The organism is Fibrella aquatica (genome assembly GCF_041321135.1).
Lineage (GTDB): Bacteria > Bacteroidota > Bacteroidia > Cytophagales > Spirosomataceae > Fibrella > Fibrella aquatica.
Genome location: NZ_JBGGWF010000003.1, coordinates 297,976 through 320,487, shown reverse-complemented (window position 1 = coordinate 320,487; position 22,512 = coordinate 297,976). Strand labels below are relative to the sequence as shown.

Below are 22,512 nucleotides of genomic sequence, written 5' to 3'. Positions count from 1 at the left end.
ACTACCCGTCAGGTTTCCCGAGCTTGTCAAACTAGTTATGGTAATTGCTCCAGCATCCAGTCGAAGTTGTAGAGCTGAGCACTGTTCATCTGCGTACTCGTCTGGAAATTGGTGATCACGTTTGTAAAGATCAGCGAGGTATCGTTGCCGGTACCCTGATACTTCACCTTACCGTCCATGTTCACATCACCAAAATAGTAGCCTCTTGCGTTGTCATAGTTATACAACGGATTCGTACTTCCGGCCTGAGCCGCAATCACCTCCGAGAAGATCACAATCAGGTCATTGGCTGTTCCCTGATACTTGACCTTACCGTTGTGATTAGCGTCGCCCGCCCAGAGTGCCTGCTTCCCACTCACTGTGGTTTGCTCCCAGCCCTCATAGTCATAAACACCTACTACTTTATTCCATGTAGCAGCGCCAGTCATGGTAGTAAAATCAACAATTGTGCCAGTTACAGACAGCGGAATTGCTGTTGAGGTCATTGCACCTAAATGATTTCGGTGTTTCACGCTTAAGTAGAAACTACTACCACTCAAACCGGTGAAGCTTAACGGCGAAACACCATCACTAGCCAGCACTACATCGCCATCCCGTTGCACCATAGCCGACCGGGTGGCTACTACTAGCGAGAGGTTACTTGGATCACGCAGTTCCACAAATACCCAGTCCACAACGGCATCGCCGGTGCCCGCATTGAGCGCGGTGACAGCGGCTGGCATAGTTTCGCCGCCGCCACCATTCACATGGGTGAAGCGGGTACCACCAATCGCCGAGTAAGGCTCAGTCAGGGGTAGGAATCCTTTACTGCGCAAGTCGTCGCGCATTAGGCCTCCCGTTCCACCAACCAGCGCACCTTGCAGCATCACTTTCAGACGCAACACAACCGTCGGCGTAACTGGCTGTTGTACCAGGATGCTCACCGTGGCCACGTCACACTTACCAGCGCTGTTGCACACGGCATAGGTGAAGCTGGCCGGACCAACGTACCCAGGAGCAGGCGTGTAGGTGTACGACCCATTCGGACTCATCACCACCGTACCTGAGGTGGGCTGACCCGTTGTGTAGTTCAGCGGCAGACCCTGCGGATCAGAGTCGTTGGTGGCCACCGTCCCGGCCTTCGGCGTGTCTTTCTGCGTTAGCAAGGCATCGTCGATGGCTACCGGTGCCAGCGTGGTGTTGGCCGGTGGGGTTGGCAAAATCGTCACCGTCACCAGGGCCGTGGCACACAACGGCGTCGTGGCTTTATCACAGATCTGGTACGGGAAGGTGACCACACCCGTGAAGCCTGCCGGTGGCGTAAATGTTACCGTACCATTGGCATTCAGCACCGCTGTACCTGACTGAGGCTGACCCAGTAAGGTTGGCGTATTCAACTGACCGTTGATCGTCGAAGCGCTGTTCGGATCGGTGTCGTTGGCCAGGATAGCGATCGTTACCGGCACACCAATCGTGGTCTGCGAGGCATCATTGTTCGGAATCGGCCGGTCATTACCGGTTGGTGACGGATCAGGAGTCGGATTCACATTGATCGTTACACAGGCACTGCTGCTCAATCCGACGGAGTTCGTCATCGAATAGCAGAAGCTTGTGGTACCCGTGAAACCAGTCGGAGGCGTGTACGTGTAGGTACCATCCGGGTTCAGCACCGCCGTACCGTTGGCTGGCTGACTGATTAAACTTACGGCCAGCGTACCTCCCTGTGGATCGCTGTCATTGGTCAACACGTTGCCCGATACAGGTGTATTGATGTTTGTGTTGGCAATGTCAGGCGTAGCCACTGGCGGCAGGTATGGCGTCGTTGGCTGCACCAGGATACTCACCGTGGCCACATCACACTTGCCAGCCGTGTTGCAGACCGAATAGGTGAAGCTGGCCGGACCAGTATAGCCTGGCGCTGGCGTGTAGGTGTAGCTACCGTTCGGGCTCATCACCACCGTACCACTCGTCGGCTGACCACTGGTGTAGTTCAATGGTAAGCCTTGTGGGTCGCTGTCGTTGGTAGCCACCGTGCCCGCTTTCGGTGTGTCCTTCTGGGTCAGCAGCGCATCATCGACGGCTACCGGTGCCAGCGTGGTATTGGCTGGCGGCGTGGGCAGAATCGTCACCGTCACCAGGGCTGTGGCACACAATGGTGTCGTAGCCTTATCACAGATCTGATACGGGAAGGTGACCACACCCGTGAAGCCGGCTGGTGGCGTATACGTTACCGTACCGTTGCCATTCAGCACCGCTGTACCGACGCTTGGCTGTGACACCAGCGTTGGGTTGTTCAACTGCCCGTTGATCGTGGTGGCATTGTTCGGATCGGTGTCGTTGGCCACGATGTTGATCGTTACTGGCACACCAATCGTGGTCTGCGTGGCGTCGTTGTTCGGAATCGGCCGATCGTTAGCGCCTGGCGTTGGAGACGGAACCGGGTTCACGTTGATCGTCACGCAGGCACTGGTGCTCAACCCTGTATCGCTGGTGGCCAGATAGCAGAAGCTGGTCGTTCCCGTAAAGCCCGTTGGTGGCGTGTAGGTATACGTACCATCCGGGTTCAGCACTACGGTGCCATTGATTGGCTGGCTGATCAGCGAGGCTGTCAACGGTTCACCTTGCGGATCGGTGTCGTTCGTGAGCACATTACCCGATACCGGCGTGTTCATGTTCGTGTTGGCAATGTCTGGCGTCGCAACAGGCGGCAGACAGTTCACCTTCAGCACAATCGGACCTGGGTACGTACCTGACTTACACACGCCCTGCGTAATGAAGAAGTCGGTATACGTACCTGGTGCCAGACCAGTTACGCTCAGTACCCCGCTTGAGTTGGTCGTCGCCACAATGGCTTTTGACAAGCTACCCAGTTGGTAATGGAAGACAAACGTCTGACCGGGTGCCAGGTTATCGAGTACCAGTCGGCCATCATTACCTGCGCAGGTCGCATCGAATCCACGCAGTGTAGACACCGTTGGCGTCGGCAACGTTGGATTGCTCAGCGTAAACGGCCCGGCCAATAGCGTCGAGGCGCATCCGGCACTGTTTGTCAATATGAAGTTGGTGTAGCTACCCACACTCAGGCCCGTCAGCGAGGCAACGCCACTGGCATTGCTTGTCAGACTGACCACCTGCGGGAACGCACCATCTTTCTGATAGCTGATCGTGTAGGCTGTATTCGCGGCCAGACCCGTCAGGCTGAAGCTACCCGTTGCCGAGCCGCAAGTAGCCGGATTGGTCGGAACCAACATGGCCGACGTCAACACAGGCGCTGCCGGATCGCTCAAGACAACAGCCGACAGGCTTTGAACCGCCGTACAACTGTTCGTACCCAGGTTACTGATACTGTAGCTACCCTGGCTCAGGCCTGTCAGCGAGGCAATACCGCTGGCACTGCTCGTCAGGACTACTGTTTGCGCGGCGCCACCGTTTTTGCTATACACAACCGTGTAGGCTGTTGACGGCACTAAACCGCTGATATTAACACTACCAGTGCTGGTTCCACAGCTCGTTGGGTTCGTGCCCGACACCTGGTTTTGCGCCAGCGTTGGCCCAGCAGGATCTGCCAGGATAACGGCAGGCAGGCTCAGCGCCGACGTACAGTTACCGGTGCCAATGCTCAGCAGTTGGTAGCTACCCTGACCAAGGTTGGTCAGTACGGCAACCCCACTGGCACTGCTGGTCAATACGACAGTTTGAGCTGCACCACCGTTTTTGCTGTACACAATCGTGTAGCTGGTCGATGGCGTCAGACCATTCAGGGTAATGCTACCTGTGTTGGTTCCACAGCTGGTCGGATTAGCACCTGTCACCTGGTTGGCTGCCAATGTCGGCGCCGCAGGATCGCTCAGCACCAGCGTTACCGTCGATGGTTTCGACACGCAGCCTGTAGTCTGTTGGTAGGTGAAGCCACTGTAGGCTCCGGCCGTCAGACCAGCGAGCGTGATTTGACCGCTGGCATTGGCCACTGCCGCTACCGTCTGGAGTGCACCGCCGTCTTTGCTGTAGCTAATTGTATAGCTCTGGTTAGCGGTCAATCCACCCACCACGATGCTACCCGTTGCCGTACCACAGGCCGTCGGATTCGTTTTGGTCAGTTTGCTGGCAGGTAGCGCTGGCAGGGTTGGACCACTACCGATGGCTACTGTACCCGCATAAGGGCTAGACACGCAGCCTCCTGCCTGATAGCTAAACAAGCCATACGTACCCAGGCCCAGGTTCGGAATCGTCAGTGTGCCGTTGGCGTCACTGGTACCGCTATAGCTCTGAGCAATGCCATTTTTCTGGTAGGTGATGGTCACGTTCGTACTCAGTGGCAGACTGGTTAGCGTGATGTAGCCATCTGAGCCTCCGCACGTGAGCGGATCAAAGGCGTTCACATCCGTGAAGGTGAACGCTGGCAAATCACAACCGTTTTGCACCAGGATACTCACCGTGGCCACGTCGCATTTACCGGCGCTGTTGCACACGGCATAGGTGAAGCTGGCCGGACCAACGTACCCAGGAGCTGGCGTGTAGGTGTATGAACCGTTCGGACTCATCACCACTGTACCGCTCGTCGGCTGGCCAGTCGTGTAGTTGAGCGGCAGACCTTGTGGGTCACTGTCGTTAGTCGCTACCGTACCCGTTGCTGGCGTGTCTTTCTTCGTTAGTAGGGCATCGTCGATGGCTACGGGAGCCAGTGTCGTGTTGGCTGGTGGCGTGGGCAGAATCGTGACCGTCACCAGCGCCGTAGCACACAACGGTGTCGTGGCCTTATCGCAGATCTGGTATGGGAAGGTAACCACACCCGTGAAGCCGGCCGGTGGCGTATACGTTACCGTACCATCGCCGTTCAGCACCGCTGTACCAATCGAGGGCTGAGACACCAGCGTTGGCGCGTTCAGCTGACCGTTTAGCGTCGAAGCGCTGTTCGGATCGGTATCGTTGGCCACGATGTTGATCGTTACCGGTACACCCACCGTGGTCTGCGTGGCATCGTTGTTTGGAATGGGCCGATCATTGCCCGCTGGTGATGGATCTGGCGTCGGGTTGACGTTGATCGTTACACAGGTGCTGGCGCTCAGACCCACCGTATTGGTGACCGCGTAGCAGAAGGTTGCCACACCCGTAAAGCCAGTCGGTGGCGTGTACGTATAGCTACCATCAGGCGACATGGTCACCGTGCCCGCTGTTGGCTGAGTCGTCACGCTAGCCGTTAACGTACTGCCCTGCGGATCGGTGTCGTTGGTAAGCACCTTGCCCGATACCGGCGTGTTGATATTCGTATTGGCGATGTCAGGCGTTGCCACCGGTGGCTTATTGCCCGGCAGTACCGAGATCGGGAAGATCACATCGGTACACAGGCCACCCTGGTCACACACCGTTACACACAGACTTGTGTTGGTTGGCGTGCTGCCCGGCGTGTAGGTCACACACAAGGTGTTCGTCACGTTATTCACAGCCACCAGCGCCGTGCCACTTGATGGCTGACCGCAGATGGTGGCCGTGTGGGTGTCGCCCACGTTGTCTGTAATCGGCGTGCAAACGATCACCGGCGTGTCGACCGGGGTTACGATCGGCACTGGCGTTACTTTCGGCGCTACCGGCGTGGTGCCCGGTGGGGTTGGATCCACAATCGTAATCGGCACGATCACCTGCTTGCACAAGCCCGTCTGGTCGCAGACCACGATACAGATCTGATCCTGACCCACGCTGCCCGATTTGGGCGTGTAGGTTACGCATACCTCGTGCGTGGTGTTGTTCACACTGGCCGTAGCCGTACCCTTGGTGGGGTCAGCACACACACTCACCGAGTGGGTGTCGCCCACGTTGGGGTCTTTGATGGGCATGCACACCGTGGCCGGGGTATCCTTGGGCGTCACAACGGGCACCACCACGATCGATGGTGGCTGCGGCGTCACGCTGGTCTGGCTCGGTGGGTTGACGATGATGGGAATGATGCTCTGTTTGCAGTTGCCGTAGCTGTCGCAGACCTGGATACACACCGACGTCGAGGCTGGACCTGTAGCCGGCGCGGTGTAGGTCACACACACCTGACGGGGGTTGTTGCTGGCCGTAACGGTAGCCGTACCCACGCCCGGTGGGCTACAGATGCTGGCCGTGAAGCTGTCGACCGCGTCGGCATCGGCAATCGGCATACACACCGTCGTCGATTTGCCCGGATCTACGTCGATCGGTACAGGAACCACGGCGGGTGGGTTACTGCTAGCGGGCTCCTGCACCGTCACGGTGACCGTGGCTACGTCGCACTTACCGGCGCTGTTGCAGACCGCGTAGGTAAAGGTAGCCGGACCAGAATAACCGGGTGCTGGCGTGTAGGTGTAGCTGCCGTTGGGCGACATCACCACCGTGCCTGAGGTCGGCTGACCACTCGTGTAGTTCAATGGTAAGCCTTGTGGGTCGCTGTCGTTGGTGGCTACGGTACCCGTGGCTGGGGTATCCTTCTTGGTGATCACCGCATCATCAACCGCCACCGGGGCCAGGGTCGTATTGGCAGGTTGCGTTGGCTGCACGTCTACCGTCACCACCGCCGTGGCACACAAGGCTGGTGTCGCCTTGTCGCAGATCTGGTAGGGGAAGGTGACCACACCCGTAAAGCCCGCTGGTGGGGTGTACTTGAAGGTGCCGTCCGGATTCACCGAGGCCGTACCCGTGGTGGGCTGGCTGACGATGGTCGGCGTGTTCAGTTGTCCGTTCAGGCTGGTGGCGCTGTCAGGATCGGTATCGTTGGCGGCTACGGCGATGGTCACGCTGGTACCGGCCGTTGTCTGGGTGGCGTCGTTGTTGGCCACAGGGCGATTGTTGATCGCTGGTGACGGATCAGGAATGACGTTGATGGTCACACAGGTGCTGGCGCTCAGACCCGCCGTGTTGGTAGCCGAGTAGCAGAAACTGGTCGTGCCCGTGAAGCCCGTTGGCGGCGTGTAGGTATACGTACCATCCGGGTTCATCACCACCGTACCATTGGTCGGCTGACTGATCAGGCTGACCGTCAGCGGGCCTCCCTGTGGGTCTTTGTCGTTCGTGAGTACATTGCCTGACACTGGTTTGCCCGGTGTTGTATTGGCAATATCCGGCGTTACCACCGGCGGCAGGTTGGCTGGCGCAGGTTGTACGTCGATCGTTACCGTGGCTGGATCACATTGACCCGCTGAATTACAGGCCAGGTAAATGAAGCTGGCTGGACCAACGTATCCAGGGGCTGGCGTGTAGGTGTATGAACCGTTGGGGCTCATCACCACCGTACCACTTGTCGGTTGACCACTCGTATAGGTCAATGGTAAGCCTTGTGGGTCGCTGTCATTGGTCGCTACTGTACCCGCTTTAGGTACGTTCACTTGCGTCAGCAGGGCATCGTCGATGGCTACGGGTGCAAGCGTCGTGCCCGATGGTGGTGTTGGCTGCACATCCACACTCACGACCGCCGTGGTACACAGCGCTGGCGTGGCTTTGTCGCAGACCTGATACGGGAAGGTAACCACGCCCGTGAAGCCGACTGGTGGTGTATAAGTCACTGTACCGTTGGCATTCACTACGGCCGTGCCCACACTCGGCTGGCTAATCAGGGTTGGGTTATTTAGTTGACCGTTCAGGCTTGTGGCTGAATCGGGATCCGTGTCATTACCCAGCACGGCAACCACAACAGGTACACCATTGGTGGTCTTCGTGGCGTCGTTATTAGCAATAGGCCGGTTATTGCCGGAAACTGGCGTCGGATTGACGTTGATCGTTACGCAGGTGCTCGCGCTTAAACCCGCCGTATTGGTGGTGGCATAACAGAAGGTTGCCACTCCTGTGAAATCCGTTGGCGGCGTGTAGATATACGTTCCATCGGGCGACATGGTCACCGTGCCCGCTGTTGGCTGGCTGATAACGCTGGCCGTCAACGTACCTCCCTGAGGGTCTTTATCGTTGGTCAGCACATTGCCCGATACCGGCGTGTTGATGTTCGTATTGGCAATATCCGGTTTCACCACCGGTGGCTTGTTGTCTGGCAGTACCGAGATCGGGAAGATGACGTCGGTACACAGGCCACCCTGGTCGCACACCTGTACGCATACACTCGTGTTGGTCGGCGTGCTGCCCGGCGTATAAGTCACACACAACGTGTGCGTCACGTTGTTCACAGCCACTACAGCCGTGCCGCTCGAGGGCTGACCGCAAATCGTCGCCGTATGCGTGTCGCCCATGTTGTCCACAATCGGCGTGCACACGATCACTGGCGTATCGATTGGGGTTACGATCGGAACAGGCGTCACCTTCGGAGCCACTGGCGTGGTGCCCGGTGGGGTTGGGTCCACAATCGTAATCGGCACGATCACCTGCTTGCACAAGCCCGTCTGGTCGCAGACCACTATACAGATCTGATCCTGACCCACGCTGCCCGAGTTGGGCGTGTAGGTTACGCATACTTCATGCGTGGTGTTGTTGACGCTGGCCGTAGCCGTACCCTTGGTGGGGTCAGCACACACACTCACCGAGTGGGTATCGCCCACGTTGGGGTCCTTGATGGGCATACACACCGTGGCCGGGGTATCCTTGGGCGTCACAACGGGCACTACCACGATCGATGGTGGCTGCGGCGTCACGCTGGTCTGGCTCGGTGGGTTGACGATGATCGGAATGATGCTCTGTTTGCAGTTGCCGTAGCTGTCGCAGACCTGGATACACACCGACGTCGAGGCTGGACCTGTAGCCGGCGCGGTGTAGGTCACACACACCTGACGGGGGTTGTTGCTGGCCGTAACGGTAGCGGTACCCACGCCCGGTGGGCTACAGATGCTGGCCGTGAAGCTGTCGACTGGGTCAGCATCGGCAATCGGCATACACACCGTCGTCGATTTGCCCGGATCCACATCGATGGGTACGGGTACGACGTTTGGTGGGTTGCCGCCTGGGTCTTGCACCGTCACCGTGACCGTGGCTACGTCGCACTTACCGGCGCTGTTGCAGACCGCGTAGGTAAAGGTAGCCGGACCAGAATAACCGGGTGCTGGCGTATAGGTATATGAACCGTTCGGGCTCATCACCACCGTGCCTGAGGTCGGCTGACCACTCGTGTAGTTCAATGGTAAGCCTTGTGGGTCGCTGTCGTTGGTGGCTACGGTACCCGTGGCTGGCGTATCCTTCTTAGTGATCACCGCATCGTCGACCGCCACCGGAGCCAGGGTCGTATTGGCAGGTTGCGTTGGCTGCACGTCTACCGTCACCACCGCCGTGGCACACAGGGCTGGTGTCGCCTTGTCGCAGATTTGGTAGGGGAAAGTGACCACACCCGTAAAGCCCGCTGGTGGGGTGTACTTGAAGGTGCCGTCCGGATTCACCGAGGCCGTACCCGTGGTGGGCTGGCTGACGATGGTGGGCGTGTTCAGTTGTCCGTTCAGGCTGGTGGCGCTGTCGGGGTCGGTATCGTTGGCGGCTACGGCGATGGTCACGCTGGTACCGGCCGTTGTCTGGGTGGCGTCGTTATTGGCCACGGGCGGGTTATTGCCCGATGGCGAAGGATCAGGCAGCACGTTGATCGTTACACAAGTGCTCGCGCTCAGGCCGACTGAATTAGTCGCTGAGTAGCAGAAACTGGTCGTGCCTGTGAAGCCCGTTGGCGGCGTGTAGGTATAGGAACCGTCGGGCGTCATCACCACCGTACCTGCGGAGGGCTGGCTGATCACCGACGCGGTTAGTGTGCCACTCTGCGGGTCACTATCGTTGGTAAGCACCTTGCCCGATACCGGCTTGTCTTTACTGGTGTTGGCAATGTCAGGGGTAACAATGGGAGGAAATATGGAGCAGTTGGCTGGGGCGCCCGTGTTGCTCAGGTATTGCTCCAGCGGATCCTGGTTGCCACTCGATGGCTGACCAGACGCGGAGTTGAAGTTGTTGGGTACGTTGAACGAATAGGTATCAGCGGCGGCCTGTATGAACGGATCACCCGGCGGTAAGGGCTGAATAGGGCCAAAACAGCCATTGCCCTGGAACGTGAAAAGCGCCACGGGCTGACCAACCACAAACACGCCCATGTTGGTCGTTGTGGGTGATTTACCGATGGCGTAATACGCATAGGCGGGGTCGAGCGCTGCCGGGCTGTAGTCCTGTGCCGGAATAACGACCGTGCCGCTCCCGTCAGTTAGGGGCAGTCCGGGGCCGTACTTGGCCGGGGCCTTGTCCCAGGTGCCGTTCACATCGACGATGTTCTGAATCACAAAGTCGAAGGGTACTTTCAGCGAAAACTGAGACGTGGAGACCGACTCGGTGGTTCCTGTATTGTACCCGTTGCTGTTGGGCGTGGCATAGTCGGGGAGTGCCCAGGCCGTGTAGGTCTGGGTAGCCACGTTGTAGGTCACTCTAAACTTCACCGTGTTTGGCGATTGTTGGGCGACCAGTTGGCTACTAATCAACAACATGACAACACTTAGCAGCAGCGTCAGGTAACGATTCATGGTATAGGTAATTTTCATGCCTTTTGTCAGATAAACTATAAGTCCGTCGGTGTAATGCCTGGGTATCGGGAGCAGACTGTAGGCCCGCCCCCGATCTGTTTTTATGGCAATTGCTCCCTGATAATGAAGATGTTAGAGCCAGTTACATTACCCTTATGGTTCTTCGTCACGTTCAGGAAGATATAGTTCACATCGTTTCCTGTTCCCTGGTAGATGGTGTTGCCATCCATATTCACATCGCCCGTGTAGTAGCCCTTCAGCGTGTAGAGGGCTGATCCGGTTACGTTGAACAGCGTACCGTCTGGCTTGCGGGCCGTTTTGACCTGGACCGAAATAGCCGATACGTCGTTATTGGTACTTTGGTAGATGACCGTCTTGTCGTAGAGCACGTTACCCGCCCACAAGGCTACCCCCTGCGCTACTGTCACCTGCGCCTGGTTGATGGCGCTGGTGGTAGCCCGGTAGTAAAGCGTCGGATCAGGAATCCGGAAGTCAACCACGGTGCCGGTAGCACTCAACGGAATGGCCGTCGACGTCATCGTGCCCAGGTGATTGCGGTGTTTCACGCTCACGTAGTAATTACCCGGCGTGGCTTTGCTAAACACCATCGGCGATACGCCGTCCAGTTCCACAATGTCGCCATCGCGCTGAATCAGCGCCGACCGGCTGTCGACGATAACCGATGAACTCGACGGGCTACGCAGTTCGACAAATACCCAGTCCACAATGGCGTCGTTACCCGTCGTGGCAAACACCGCACTGCTGCTCAGTACAGGCGTTGGCGTCAGAGCATTGAACCCAATGTAAGGCGTGATCAGCGGCAGGTAGCCTTTCGACCGCAGGTCGTCGCGCATGATACCATTGGCCGCCGTTACCCCGAAGAGCGATCCCTGTAGCCAGGCTTTCGGCAGCAGGATCAACCCGGCCGGTGCCTGTACCAGTACATTCACGGTGGCTACGTCACACTTTCCAGCCGTGTTGCAGACCGAATAGGTGAAGCTGGCCGGACCAACGTACCCAGGAGCAGGCGTGTAGGTGTATGAACCGTTCGGACTCATCACCACTGTACCACTCGTTGGCTGACCACTCGTATAATTCAACGGTAAACCTTGTGGGTCTGAGTCGTTGGTGGCGACCGTGCCCGTTGCTGGCGTATCCTTTCTGGTGATCACCGCATCGTCGATGGCTACCGGTGCCAGCGTGGTGTTGGCCGGTGGCGTCGGCAGAATCGTCACCGTTACCAGGGCCGTAGCACACAACGGCGTTGTGGCCTTATCACAGATCTGATACGGGAAGGTGACCACACCCGTGAAGCCGGCCGGTGGCGTATACGTTACCGTACCGTTGCCGTTCAGCACCGCCGTACCGACGCTTGGCTGTGACACCAGCGTTGGGTTGTTCAGCTGACCGTTGATCGTGGTGGCGTTATTCGGATCGGTATCGTTGGCCACGATGTTGATCGTTACCGGCACACCCACCGTTGTCTGCGTAGCATCGTTGTTCGGAATTGGCCGGTCGTTACCGGTTGGCGACGGATCTGGCGTTGGATTCACGTTGATCGTTACGCAGGTGCTCGCGCTCAGACCGGCCGTGTTGGTGGCCGAGTAGCAGAAGCTGGTCGTGCCCGTGAAGCCCGTTGGCGGCGTGTACGTGTACGACCCGTCGGAATTAAACACGACCGTACCGTTGGCGGGTTGACTAATCAGACTGGCCGTCAGCGGACCGCCCTGCGGATCGGTATCGTTGGTCAATACCTTGCCCGATACTGGCGTGTTGATGTTCGTATTGGCAATATCCGGCGTCAATACCGGTGGCTTGTTGGTGGGCAGTACCGAGATCGGGAAGATGACGTCGGTACACAGACCACCCTGGTCGCAGACCGTCACGCACAGACTCGTGTTGGTCGGCGTGCTACCCGCTGTGTAAGTCACACACAAGGTATGCGTGGTGTTGTCCACACCTACCAGCGCTGTACCGCTCGATGGCTGACCGCAGATGGTGGCCGTATGCGTATCACCCGTGTTGTCCACAATCGGCGTGCACACGATCACTGGCTTATCAACCGGGGTTACGATCGGCACTGGCGTCACCTTTGGCGCTACCGGCGTGGTGCCCGGTGGGGTTGGGTCCACAATCGTAATCGGCACGATCACCTGCTTGCACAAGCCCGTCTGGTCACAGACCACTAAACAGATCTGATCCTGACCCACGCTGCCTGAGTTTGGCGTGTAGGTCACGCACAATTCATGCGTGGTGTTGTTGACCGTTGCCGTAGCCGTGCCTTTGGTTGGGTTGCCACACACACTCACCGAGTGGGTATCGCCCACGTTGGGGTCCTTAATCGGCATACACACCTGAGTCGGGGTATCCTTCGGCGTCACAATCGGCACCACAATGATCGATGGTGGCTCTGGCGTAATGGCCGTCTGGCTTGGTGGGTTGACAATGATCGGAATGATGCTCTGTTTGCAGTTGCCATAGCTGTCGCAGACCTGGATACACACCGAGGTCGAGGCCGGACCTGTAGCCGGAGCGGTGTAGGTCACGCACACCTGACGGGGGTTGTTGCTGGCCACAACGGTGGCCGTTCCCACACCCGGTGGGCTGCAGATGCTGGCCGTGAAGCTGTCGACGGCATCGGCATCGGTGATCGGCATACACACCGTGGTCGATTTGCCCGGATCTACATTGATCGGTACCGGAACGACCGCTGGTGCCGCCGATATTGTAATGTTCGTGCTACCGGCCGTGGCTACGGGTTTGGTACAACCCAGCGGCAACGTGCTGTTCGACGAAATGAACGTCACGATATAGTTACCCGCCTGTGTGAAGGTCAGCGTAGCCGAGCTACCCGTGCCACTCACGCTCGATACGCCCGTGGTTGGGTACACTTTCCAGGTCATCAGGCCCGGTACCCCGCCAATGGCGTTGAAGGTCGTGGTGGTACCCACCGTCGCGCTTGTCAGACCAGTGGCATTGATCACACTGATCGGCGAGGGGGCGGCGCAGGGATTCAGACCAACCGAGATGAGGCCCGAGCTTACTTTCTGAACCGGCGTACAGGTCAGGTCGCCCGCGTTGGTCATGGTGAACACAACCCGGTAGAGGCCTTCCTGGCTAAACGTAATAGCCGGGGTAATGGCACCCGAACCGGTGTTTGGCGAAGCACCCGTGGCCGGAATGATCTGCCACTGTACGTTATTGTACGGCTGACCACCCAACAGCGTGAAGGTGCCCGTGCCACCCACCACAATGGCCGCCGTCGATGGCGACGTTACCACGGTGCTCGATCCCGGGCTGGCGCAGGGGTTGACCGGCGCGTTTACGAGGTAATCCAGCGTCGACTGCACCGTGTTCGGTACGTTACAACCAACGGGGTTGCTGCTGTTCGTTTCTTCGAAAATGATCTGGTAATAGCCCGCGTTCAGGAACGTGATAGCCGGGGTTACCGTACCGGTTCCGCTGCTGGGCGAGGCTGTGATCGACGGAGCCACGTACCAGCGCACGCTGCTACCGGCCGAGGCACCGACATAACTAAATGACGTGGCCTGGCCCGTCAGCACCGACGGCTTGCCCGGAATTACCTGACCCGGAGTCAGGGCAATACAAGGCGTAACGGGCAGTACCGTCACGGTTGGCGTACAGCTGTTGTTGGCCTGGCTCGAACTGAGCGACAGGCTCCGAACGCTGGCCACACCGCTGCCGTCATACGTAAACGGAATGCTGATGGCCGTTTGGCTGGCGGTCAGCGTAGTGACGAAAGGCGATGGCACCGACGCAAAACCGGTACCGGTCAGCGTCAGGCTGAATGGGCCGGCCTGCGCTCCCGTGATGGGAACCGTCATGGTGCCCGACGAAGGTGTACCGGCAATGAACGAACCCGCCACGCTGATGTTGGCGCAATCGAACACCACGCTTGGACATACCTTGATCGGCAATTGACTTGAGAACACCACGCAGGCACCACCAATGGCCGACAGGCTGGTGCCGACGGTCAGGGTGGGTAGCGGCAATTGCGTGTTGTCGTAGCTCACCAGGTACGTCAGGTAGTTGCCCACGGCTACGTTGGTTACCGTGCTGCTGCCCGGTGCCGATGCGTATTGAATCACACCCGACCCGTTGGTCATGATGATGACATGGCTGTAGTTGCTGCCCACGGTAGCGGGCGTTACCGTGAAGGCCACGTTGCCGCTCGACTTGTCGCAGGTAGCCGATGAGCAGGCCGTGGGGCTGGTGCTGATCGTGGCCGGATTGGAGACCGCATCCACGCAGGCCCCGCCGTTGTTGAGTACCGCCCGGAACTGTTGTCCGTTGGCGGCGTTGACGAAGTTGTAAAGGTTTTTACCGAACGTACCCGCAATGTCGGTCCAGTTAGCACCGCCGTTGGTCGAGGTCTGCCATTTCACCACCGTGCCCGTCTGGCCGGTCAGCGTTACGGTACCGGCGTTGGATACATCGCAGAGCGTGCCACCCGCATAGGCAGCCGTACCACCCACGGTCGGAACGGCGCATAGGCTCACCACCGTGAAGCTCGATGTCGCTACGGTGCTGGTACCCGCCGTATTGCTGGCTACAGCGGTTACAGTCTGCGAACCCACCGTGAAGGTCAGGCTCGTACAGGTCCAGTTACCACTGGCATTGGCGGTGGTGATGCATTGCTGCCCGTTTGGTGCGTTGACCGTTACTGAGGCCAGTGCCGTAGCCGTACCGCTGACGGGCGGATTGGTATTAGTCGTTGTTACGTTGTTGGGCGAGGTGATCGCTACCATTGGCGGAGCACAGGCTGCATCCTGAACCGTTGCGCTCTGGCTCATACCAATCGTCTGGCCCGTTCCGGCAATCGTAGGTACGCCATAGGTAGCCGTGGCCGACGACACCGTACCCGTCAGAGAACCAGCAGGGGAGATATTGGCCGGAGTGAAAGCGGCTCCACCTTCAATAGCATCCGGGCAACCGTCGGCGTCTGAATCCAGATCAAGACTATCTGGAATACCGTCCTTGTCAGTGTCGCAGTATTTAATCGAGACCAGGTCTAGCTGCACATCGGCCACTGCCGCTGCCGCCGTCGTACTGATGTCGGTAAATAGAATTCGGGTACTGGCACCAATGGCCCTGAACGTCAACGATTCAAGCGATGGCGTGGTGTTCGTCTTAATGATTGTCTGAGTGGCTATAACCTGGTTAGTGGCCACGTCAATCAGGTCTAAACGCAAACCGGAAGCACTCAACACACTCAGACCGTACGCATAGTTGAGGGTGTAGGTTTTTGATGCCGTGGTACTGATGACTTGCGTAAGTGTACCGTTAGGGGCGGTACCACCAGTATTGAAGAACAACGAGTTGTTTGCATTCTGTACCACGTTCCCCGTCAGCGTCCAGCCTGAGGTGTTGCCAGTGAAGCTTCCGTTGGTCACGATTTCGCAGGTCATCTCGGCCGTGTCCAGAATCCCGTCGTTGTCATCGTCCAGATCGTCAGTGTCAGCAATACCATCATTATCAGTATCTGTACAGCCGTTCACGGTAGCGTTTTGACTGTCGCCAATCGATTGGCCCCCTCCGGCAATCGTGGGTACGCCGTAGGTAGCCGTAGCCGACGAGACCGTACCCGTCAGGGCACTACCGCTCAGGTTAGCCGTGGTGAAAGCCGCTCCACCTTCAATAGCATCCGGGCAACCGTCACCATCCGAATCCAGGTCAAGACTATCCGGGATGCCGTCCTTGTCGGTGTCGCAATATTTAATCGAGACGAAGTCTAGCTGCACATCGGCCACGGCCGCTGCCGCTGTCGTACTGATGTCGGTAAACAGGATTCGTGTACTGGCACCAATGGCCCTAAACGTCAGCGATTCGATCGTTGGCGTGGTGCTCGTCTTGATGATTGTCTGAGTGGCTATAACCTGGTTGGTGGCCACATCGATCAGGTCTAAACGAAGACCAGAAGCACTCAATACACTCAGACCGTACGCATAGTTGAGGGTGTAGGTTTTTGATGCCGTGGTACTGATGATTTGCGTAACTGCTCCGTTGGGGGCGGTGCCACCAGTATTGAAGAACAATGAATTGTTGGCATTCAGCGCCACGTTCCCCGTCAACGTCCAGCTTGACGTGTTGCCAGCAAAACCTCCGTTCGTCACGATTTCGCAGGTCATCTCGGCCGTATCCAGAATTCCGTCGTTGTCATCGTCCAGATCGTCCAGATCAGGCACGCCGTCACCGTCGGTATCGGTACAGCCGTTCACCGCTGAGGTCTGGCTGTATCCAATGGTCTGGCCTGTGCTCGCAGTGACGGGTACGCCATAGGTAGCCGTGGCCGACGAGACCGCCCCCGCCAGGGCACTACCGCTCAGGTTAGCCGTGGTGAAAGCCGCTCCACCTTCAATAGCATCCGGGCAACCGTCACCATCCGAATCCAGGTCAAGATAATTAGGAATACCATCGTTGTCTGTATCAGCGGCACATCCCCCGTTTAGGCCAAAATCATCGAAAAAGACATCGTCTGCACCATAATTTGAGATCGTGACTTCAACAGCACCGTTAGAAATCCCTTTCGGAAGATTTAAGGTGATCGTGCTCAGTGTCCAGTTAAGGAATGGGCTAAAATTCACGGCTAATGGTGAGCCACCTACTAATGTCGCCCCATTGACAGCCGTAACCAGTGCATCCCCCCCCTGATCGGTTGCATCGTCCGTGTTGGCACCACCATCCGATGGAGTACGGATGGTTGCGTAGGTTATACCTCCAACCTTAATGCTTATATCTTTATTCGTACTGGCATCGCCTGTACAGGTTCCAGGAACAGGAATTCCATTACTCCATCCAAACTTGAATGAGAAGGAATTGATGATGGGTTCTGTACAACCCAACGCCTGACTGAAACTTGAGATGCCAGTAATACATTGAGCCGCACCAGCAATTCCACCACCATTGTAAGTAGAATAGGCAACGCCAGAACCGTCTAAGCTCCACCCAGTTGCATTTCCGGTAAAGGCTGAGTTTGTATAGCCAAGTGGAGTCGTACCAGATTCAGCGCTATCCAGAATCCCGTCATTGTCATCGTCCAAGTCATCAATGTCAGGGATGCCATCTCCATCTGAATCAGTACAGGCATTTATTGTAGCATTCTGACTATATAAAACTGTCTGACCAGACCCGGCAATGGTTGGCACGCCTATCGTGGCCGCCGAGGTCGACACCGTCCCTGTTAACTGACCGGTCGTTCCATTAACCTGACCGCCGGGAATGGTAAAGGCCGCGCCCCCTTCGACAGCGTCGGGGCAACCATCACCGTCTGAATCTAGGTCAAGGCTATCTGGGATACCGTCTTTATCAGTGTCGCAGTATTTAATCGAGACCAGGTCTAGCTGCACATCGGCCACTGCCGCTGCCGCCGTCGTACTGATGTCGGTAAACAGGATTCGTGTATTGGCACCAATCGCATTAAACGTCAACGATTCCATCGTTGGCGTGGTGCTCGTCTTAATGATTGTTTGCGTGGCTATGACCTGGTTGGTAACCACATCAATCATGTCTAAACGTAAGCCAGAAGCACTTAATACACTTATATTGTATGAATAAGTGAGTGTGTACTGTTTTGTTGCCGTGGTACTGATGATTTGCGTAACAGTTCCATTGGGGGCGGTGCCACCAGTATTGAAGAACAACGAATTGTTGGCATTCAGCACTACGTTTCCAGAGAGTGTCCAGCCAGACGTATTTCCGGTGAAAGTCCCGTTCGTCACCAGTTCGCAGGTCATCTCGGCCGTATCCAGAATCCCGTCGTTGTCGTCGTCGAGGTCAACGTCGTCATCTACGCCATCACCGTCGGTGTCCGGACCCGCTGCGGATACGCGTGCAGCCGACTGGTCAGCACCGTTTAGTGCTTTCTGGGTACCCAAATTGGCAAGCAACCGATTAGGCGACTTACTCACCGAAGCTGATTCGCGCTGGCGTTGCAAGCCAAGATGAACGGCTGATGAACCGATCGCCTTTGTATCGCTTGCTTTTGGTAGTCGGGCGTTCTCTCCGATGGAAACAGCAACCATACCGGCCTTCGGCTTCAGGGGAGAACCCGCCAGGCTAGTTGCCATCGGTACGCCGACCAACAAGCCGAGCAGCACCCAAAGGGCAAACAGCGAAGCTGACCGTTTCTGGCTGTTGCCAAGCCAATGCCAGGCCGGGTTCACCGAACTGGGTACTGACTGAGAACGGGTTGTCCAGGCTGGTTCGACCTGCCGGATGCCTTTCTGAGAAGATGAGTACACGTTATACATACGCTTTGGATAATGACTATTCACGGACTTCGTACAATCACTTTTGAGCGGCCAGGCACTTGGGGCGAAGAGTTACCCCAGGCCCTGTGCCCTTCGCTATTTTTTAATCTCTCCCGGCGTTACCAGGCAATCGACCGAGCAGGCCGATGCACTTGTGAGCGCCGTGAACGGTGACGAGAACGCATCGGCACAACTGCCGCTGTTATTCACCACCGCCCGGTATTGCTGGTTATTTTGTGCATTCGTAAAGCTGTATTGCATCAGGCCCGCCGTTCCCGGAATATCGATCCAGGTACTGCCGCCATCGGTTGAGGTTTGCCAGTTCTTCACCGCCCCGGTCTGACCTGTCAGCGTGAGTATACCCTGGTTGCTCACCGAGCAGAGCGGCAACGAACCGACCAGAGCCAGCGAACCACCCACCGATGGAACTGGGCAGTTACAAACGCCGTACACCAACTGGTTTGAAATAGCCGCACAGGCTCCGCCCACCGCCGTCAGGTTCGTGCCTACGGTTAGGTTAGGGAGGGGCGGCTGGGTGTTATCATAGCTCAACATATACACCAGATAGCTTCCCGTGGCCACGTTCGTGATGGTCTGGCTGCTTGTGCCGGATACATACAGGATCTGGCCGCTCGTGTTGGTTGCCACCACCTGATGGCTGTAGTTGATGCCCGTGAGCGATGATGCTACCGTAATAGCCACCTTCCCCGACGAGTTGTCGCAGGTGGTGATGCTGCACACGCTGCTGCTGGTACTGATGGTAGCCGGATTGGAAAACGCATCTGAACAGCTACCACTCGTATTCACCACCGCCCGGTACTGCTGCCCGTTGGCGGCATTCAGGAAGTTGTAAGAATTCTTGCCGGACGAACCTGCAATAGCGGTCCAGGAACTGCCGCCGTTGGTCGAGGTTTGCCAGGTTACCACCGCGCCGGTTTGGCCCGTTAGCTGGATGGTACCGGCATTGCTGCTGCTGCACAACAGCCCACCCGAATAGGTCGCTGTTCCGCCTACCGATGGGGTAGCGCAGACAGTCGCGACCGTAAAGCTGGTTACCGCTACGTTGCTCGTACCCACGGTATTGCTGGCTATGGCTGTTACCGTCTGCGAACCGGGCGTGAAGGTCAGGCTCGTGCAGGTCCAGCTACCAGCCGCGCTGGCCGTCGTTACGCACGATTGGTTGCCCGGCCCCAGCACCGTTACCGAAGCCCCTGGCGTGGCCGTCCCGCTGATGGGCGGATTGGTGGTATTGACCACGACATTATACGGGCTGCTGATCGTCAGACTGGGCGGAATACTCGGCGTAGCGCAGTTGTTGCACAGTTGAATGGTCGTGTAATACTCCGAGGTCGAGCCGGTCAGGTACGTTACCCCAATCCGAATGTCGGACACCGTACCCAGCAACTGGATGGAGCCGTTCCCTTCCTGCCCGATCAGCACGTTGCCATCAATCTGGTGGAAAGTCTCCCAGTTATCGGTCTTTCTGACACAGAACTGGAGGGGGCTACCGGCCCCGTCGGTGAAGGTATATTTGAGCTTCGTTCCCGACGAACCCATACTGTAGACATTGAGAATGGGGTCTTTCACCGTCGACGAAAACGCCATACTGTAGCTGAATGGTCCCGTACCGCTCGTCTGCGGCTCGGCTGCATTGTCGATAGCGACGCGGGTGCTGTTAGCCAGAGTGGGGTTCCAGATGGCCGTGTTCGTAAATTCGTTTGGATAGCCGCCGTTGATGATGCTGCCTTTCAGCGTCACGTTGACGGTATTGCCCGCTACGTCGAGCATGGTAGCCGTTGCCTGACTGGCCGTAACGGTCGAACTCCAGTCGGCGAAGCGGGGCGTTGGGCAGGCCTGTACCTGTGCTTCGGGGCAGAGCACGCCAAAGGTGATCCCGGTCCAGAACTCAGACGTACTGCCGGTTGTGTAGGTGGCTTCCATCTTGATGACCGTTACGGGCATATCGAATCGGATGGTGCCGTTGCCCTCTTCGCCTTCGAGCTGGTTGCTGCCTACTTTGGCGAAGTTGGTGGCGTTGTCGGTTTTGAGAATTGTAAACGGAATCGGGTTGCCCAAAGCATCCTTGAATGTGTACCGAATCCGTTTGCCAGCCTGCCCCAGACTATAGAAGTACATCAGCAGGTTACTGATGGGGTTCGAGATAGTCCAGGTATACAGGAATGGCCCCGTCCCGCTTGTCTGTGGTTCGGCGGCATTATCGATAGCCACCCGGTCGGCGTAGCGCGACTTGAGGTAGTAGGCGTTTCCGTTGTCGAAATAGCCGGTGTAGTTGATGTTTATCATACTGCCCGTGCCGACAATGGACGAGCCGGTACCGGTAACGTCCATGATGGTACCGGCCACCGAGTTGGGCGACACGTTGGTCCATTTGGCGAAATTGGCACCATTGCATTTACCGTTTAGGCCGTCCTGTGGCTCAGGAGCCGGGCAGGATGCGATCAGTTGAATAGTGGTCGAGTTTTCGCTCGTTGAGCCGGTGACGTAGGTCACCTGCATGTTGATTTGCGACGGACTTCCGTCGAACTGAATGGTCCCGTTACCTTCGGCACCTTCGAGCACGTTGCCCGAAATCTGCCGAAAAGCCTCCCAGTCATTGGTTTTGCGGACAATGAAGGTCAGGGGCTCGTTGTTCTCATCGAAGAACGTATAGCGAATCCGCACCGACGAATTGCCCATGCTGTTGATGTTGAAGATGGGTTGCCGGATTGGTGCCGACAATGACCAGGTGTACAGAAACGGCCCCGTGCCCGTCACCTGTGGTTCGGCCGCATTGTCGATCGCCACTCGCTCACCAGTCGAGCTGTTGATGTCCCAGTTATTGGTGTTGTTGAACTCGCCGGGGAAACCGGAATTGATAATACTGCCGGTCAGGGTTACACTCACCGGATTACCCGATACATTATCGGTAACGGTTCCCAACGCCTGCCCAGCCGTGTTTGACTGCCAGTCCACGATGGTCGGCACCGGGCAAGACGTAAACGAGACATCGGGGCAGCGTACACCAAACGTAACACCGGTATATACTTCCGACGTACTGCCGCTCAGGTACGTCACCTCGATCCGCAGCGTGCTGACGTCGCCTAGAAACTGAATGGTACCATCGCCCTCATTCCCTTCCAACTGGTTGGCCGCCGACGCATAAAACGTCGACGAATTGTCAGTTTTACGAACGATGAAATTGATGGGATTCCCCGACGCATCTTTAAACGTATACCGGATTTTCACCCCGGAATTACCCAGGCTGAAGATATTCATGAATGGGTTCGAGACCGGTTGCGAAAATGTCCAGGTATAGATAAATGGACCGGTGCCCGTCACTTGTGGCTCGGCCGCATTGTCCAGGTTGACCGAATTAGCCTTGTTGGTATACGGATCGTAGGTGGTTTTCGATGACATCGTGCCACCCAGATTGAGCATACTACCCGTACCGGTCACGCTGATGGGTGTGCCGTCCAGGGCTGTCAGTGAACCAATGGCCGAGGTCGCCGTTACGGTTGTCCAGTTGACGAGGTTCGCCCCGCTACAGCGGATATTCGTTTGGGCCTGCGCCGATGGAACATATCCCAGCCACAGGCCAATACAGCCAACCAACCAGGCCAATCCAGTTACCCGGATACGGCGCATGATCACATACCCGGCCCGACCGACTACTCGGCCCGACCAGATACGGTTCATGGTGGTTAATTGGACTTGTTGATACATTTTTTTCTTGTACTGTTAGTGATTTGCTCTGTTCACTGCTGTAATTTCTTTGTTCACATCACGAGGTACGCTTTCACCCCCTGCCTTTGCCCCTATGCCCC

At 57.2% G+C, this 22,512-nt stretch carries 3 protein-coding genes; all 3 read right to left on the bottom strand.

The window, feature by feature from the left end; genetic code table 11:
* Positions 1 to 35 precede the first annotated feature (35 nt).
* Positions 36 to 10,436, bottom strand: coding sequence for an Ig-like domain-containing protein (locus ACAW87_RS08975; protein WP_370723037.1), 10,401 nt, complete (start codon positions 10,434 to 10,436; stop codon positions 36 to 38).
* Between the two features lie 83 nt (positions 10,437 to 10,519).
* Positions 10,520 to 18,679 carry an Ig-like domain-containing protein gene (locus ACAW87_RS08970; protein WP_370723036.1) on the bottom strand — a complete coding sequence of 2,720 codons (8,160 nt, stop codon included), beginning with the start codon at positions 18,677 to 18,679 and terminating at the stop codon, positions 10,520 to 10,522.
* A gap of 105 nt (positions 18,680 to 18,784) precedes the next feature.
* Positions 18,785 to 22,384, bottom strand: a complete 3,600-nt coding sequence (locus tag ACAW87_RS08965; RefSeq protein WP_370723035.1) for a hypothetical protein — start codon at positions 22,382 to 22,384, stop codon at positions 18,785 to 18,787.
* Positions 22,385 to 22,512 lie beyond the last annotated feature (128 nt).

What these genes read in the sequence shown, in the direction of transcription:
- ACAW87_RS08965 (WP_370723035.1), bottom strand. Translation starts at nt 22,384, where the DNA reads ATGAACCGTATCTGGTCGGGCCGAGTAGTCGGTCGGGCCGGGTATGTG.
- ACAW87_RS08975 (WP_370723037.1), bottom strand. Translation starts at nt 10,436, where the DNA reads ATGAAAATTACCTATACCATGAATCGTTACCTGACGCTGCTGCTAAGT.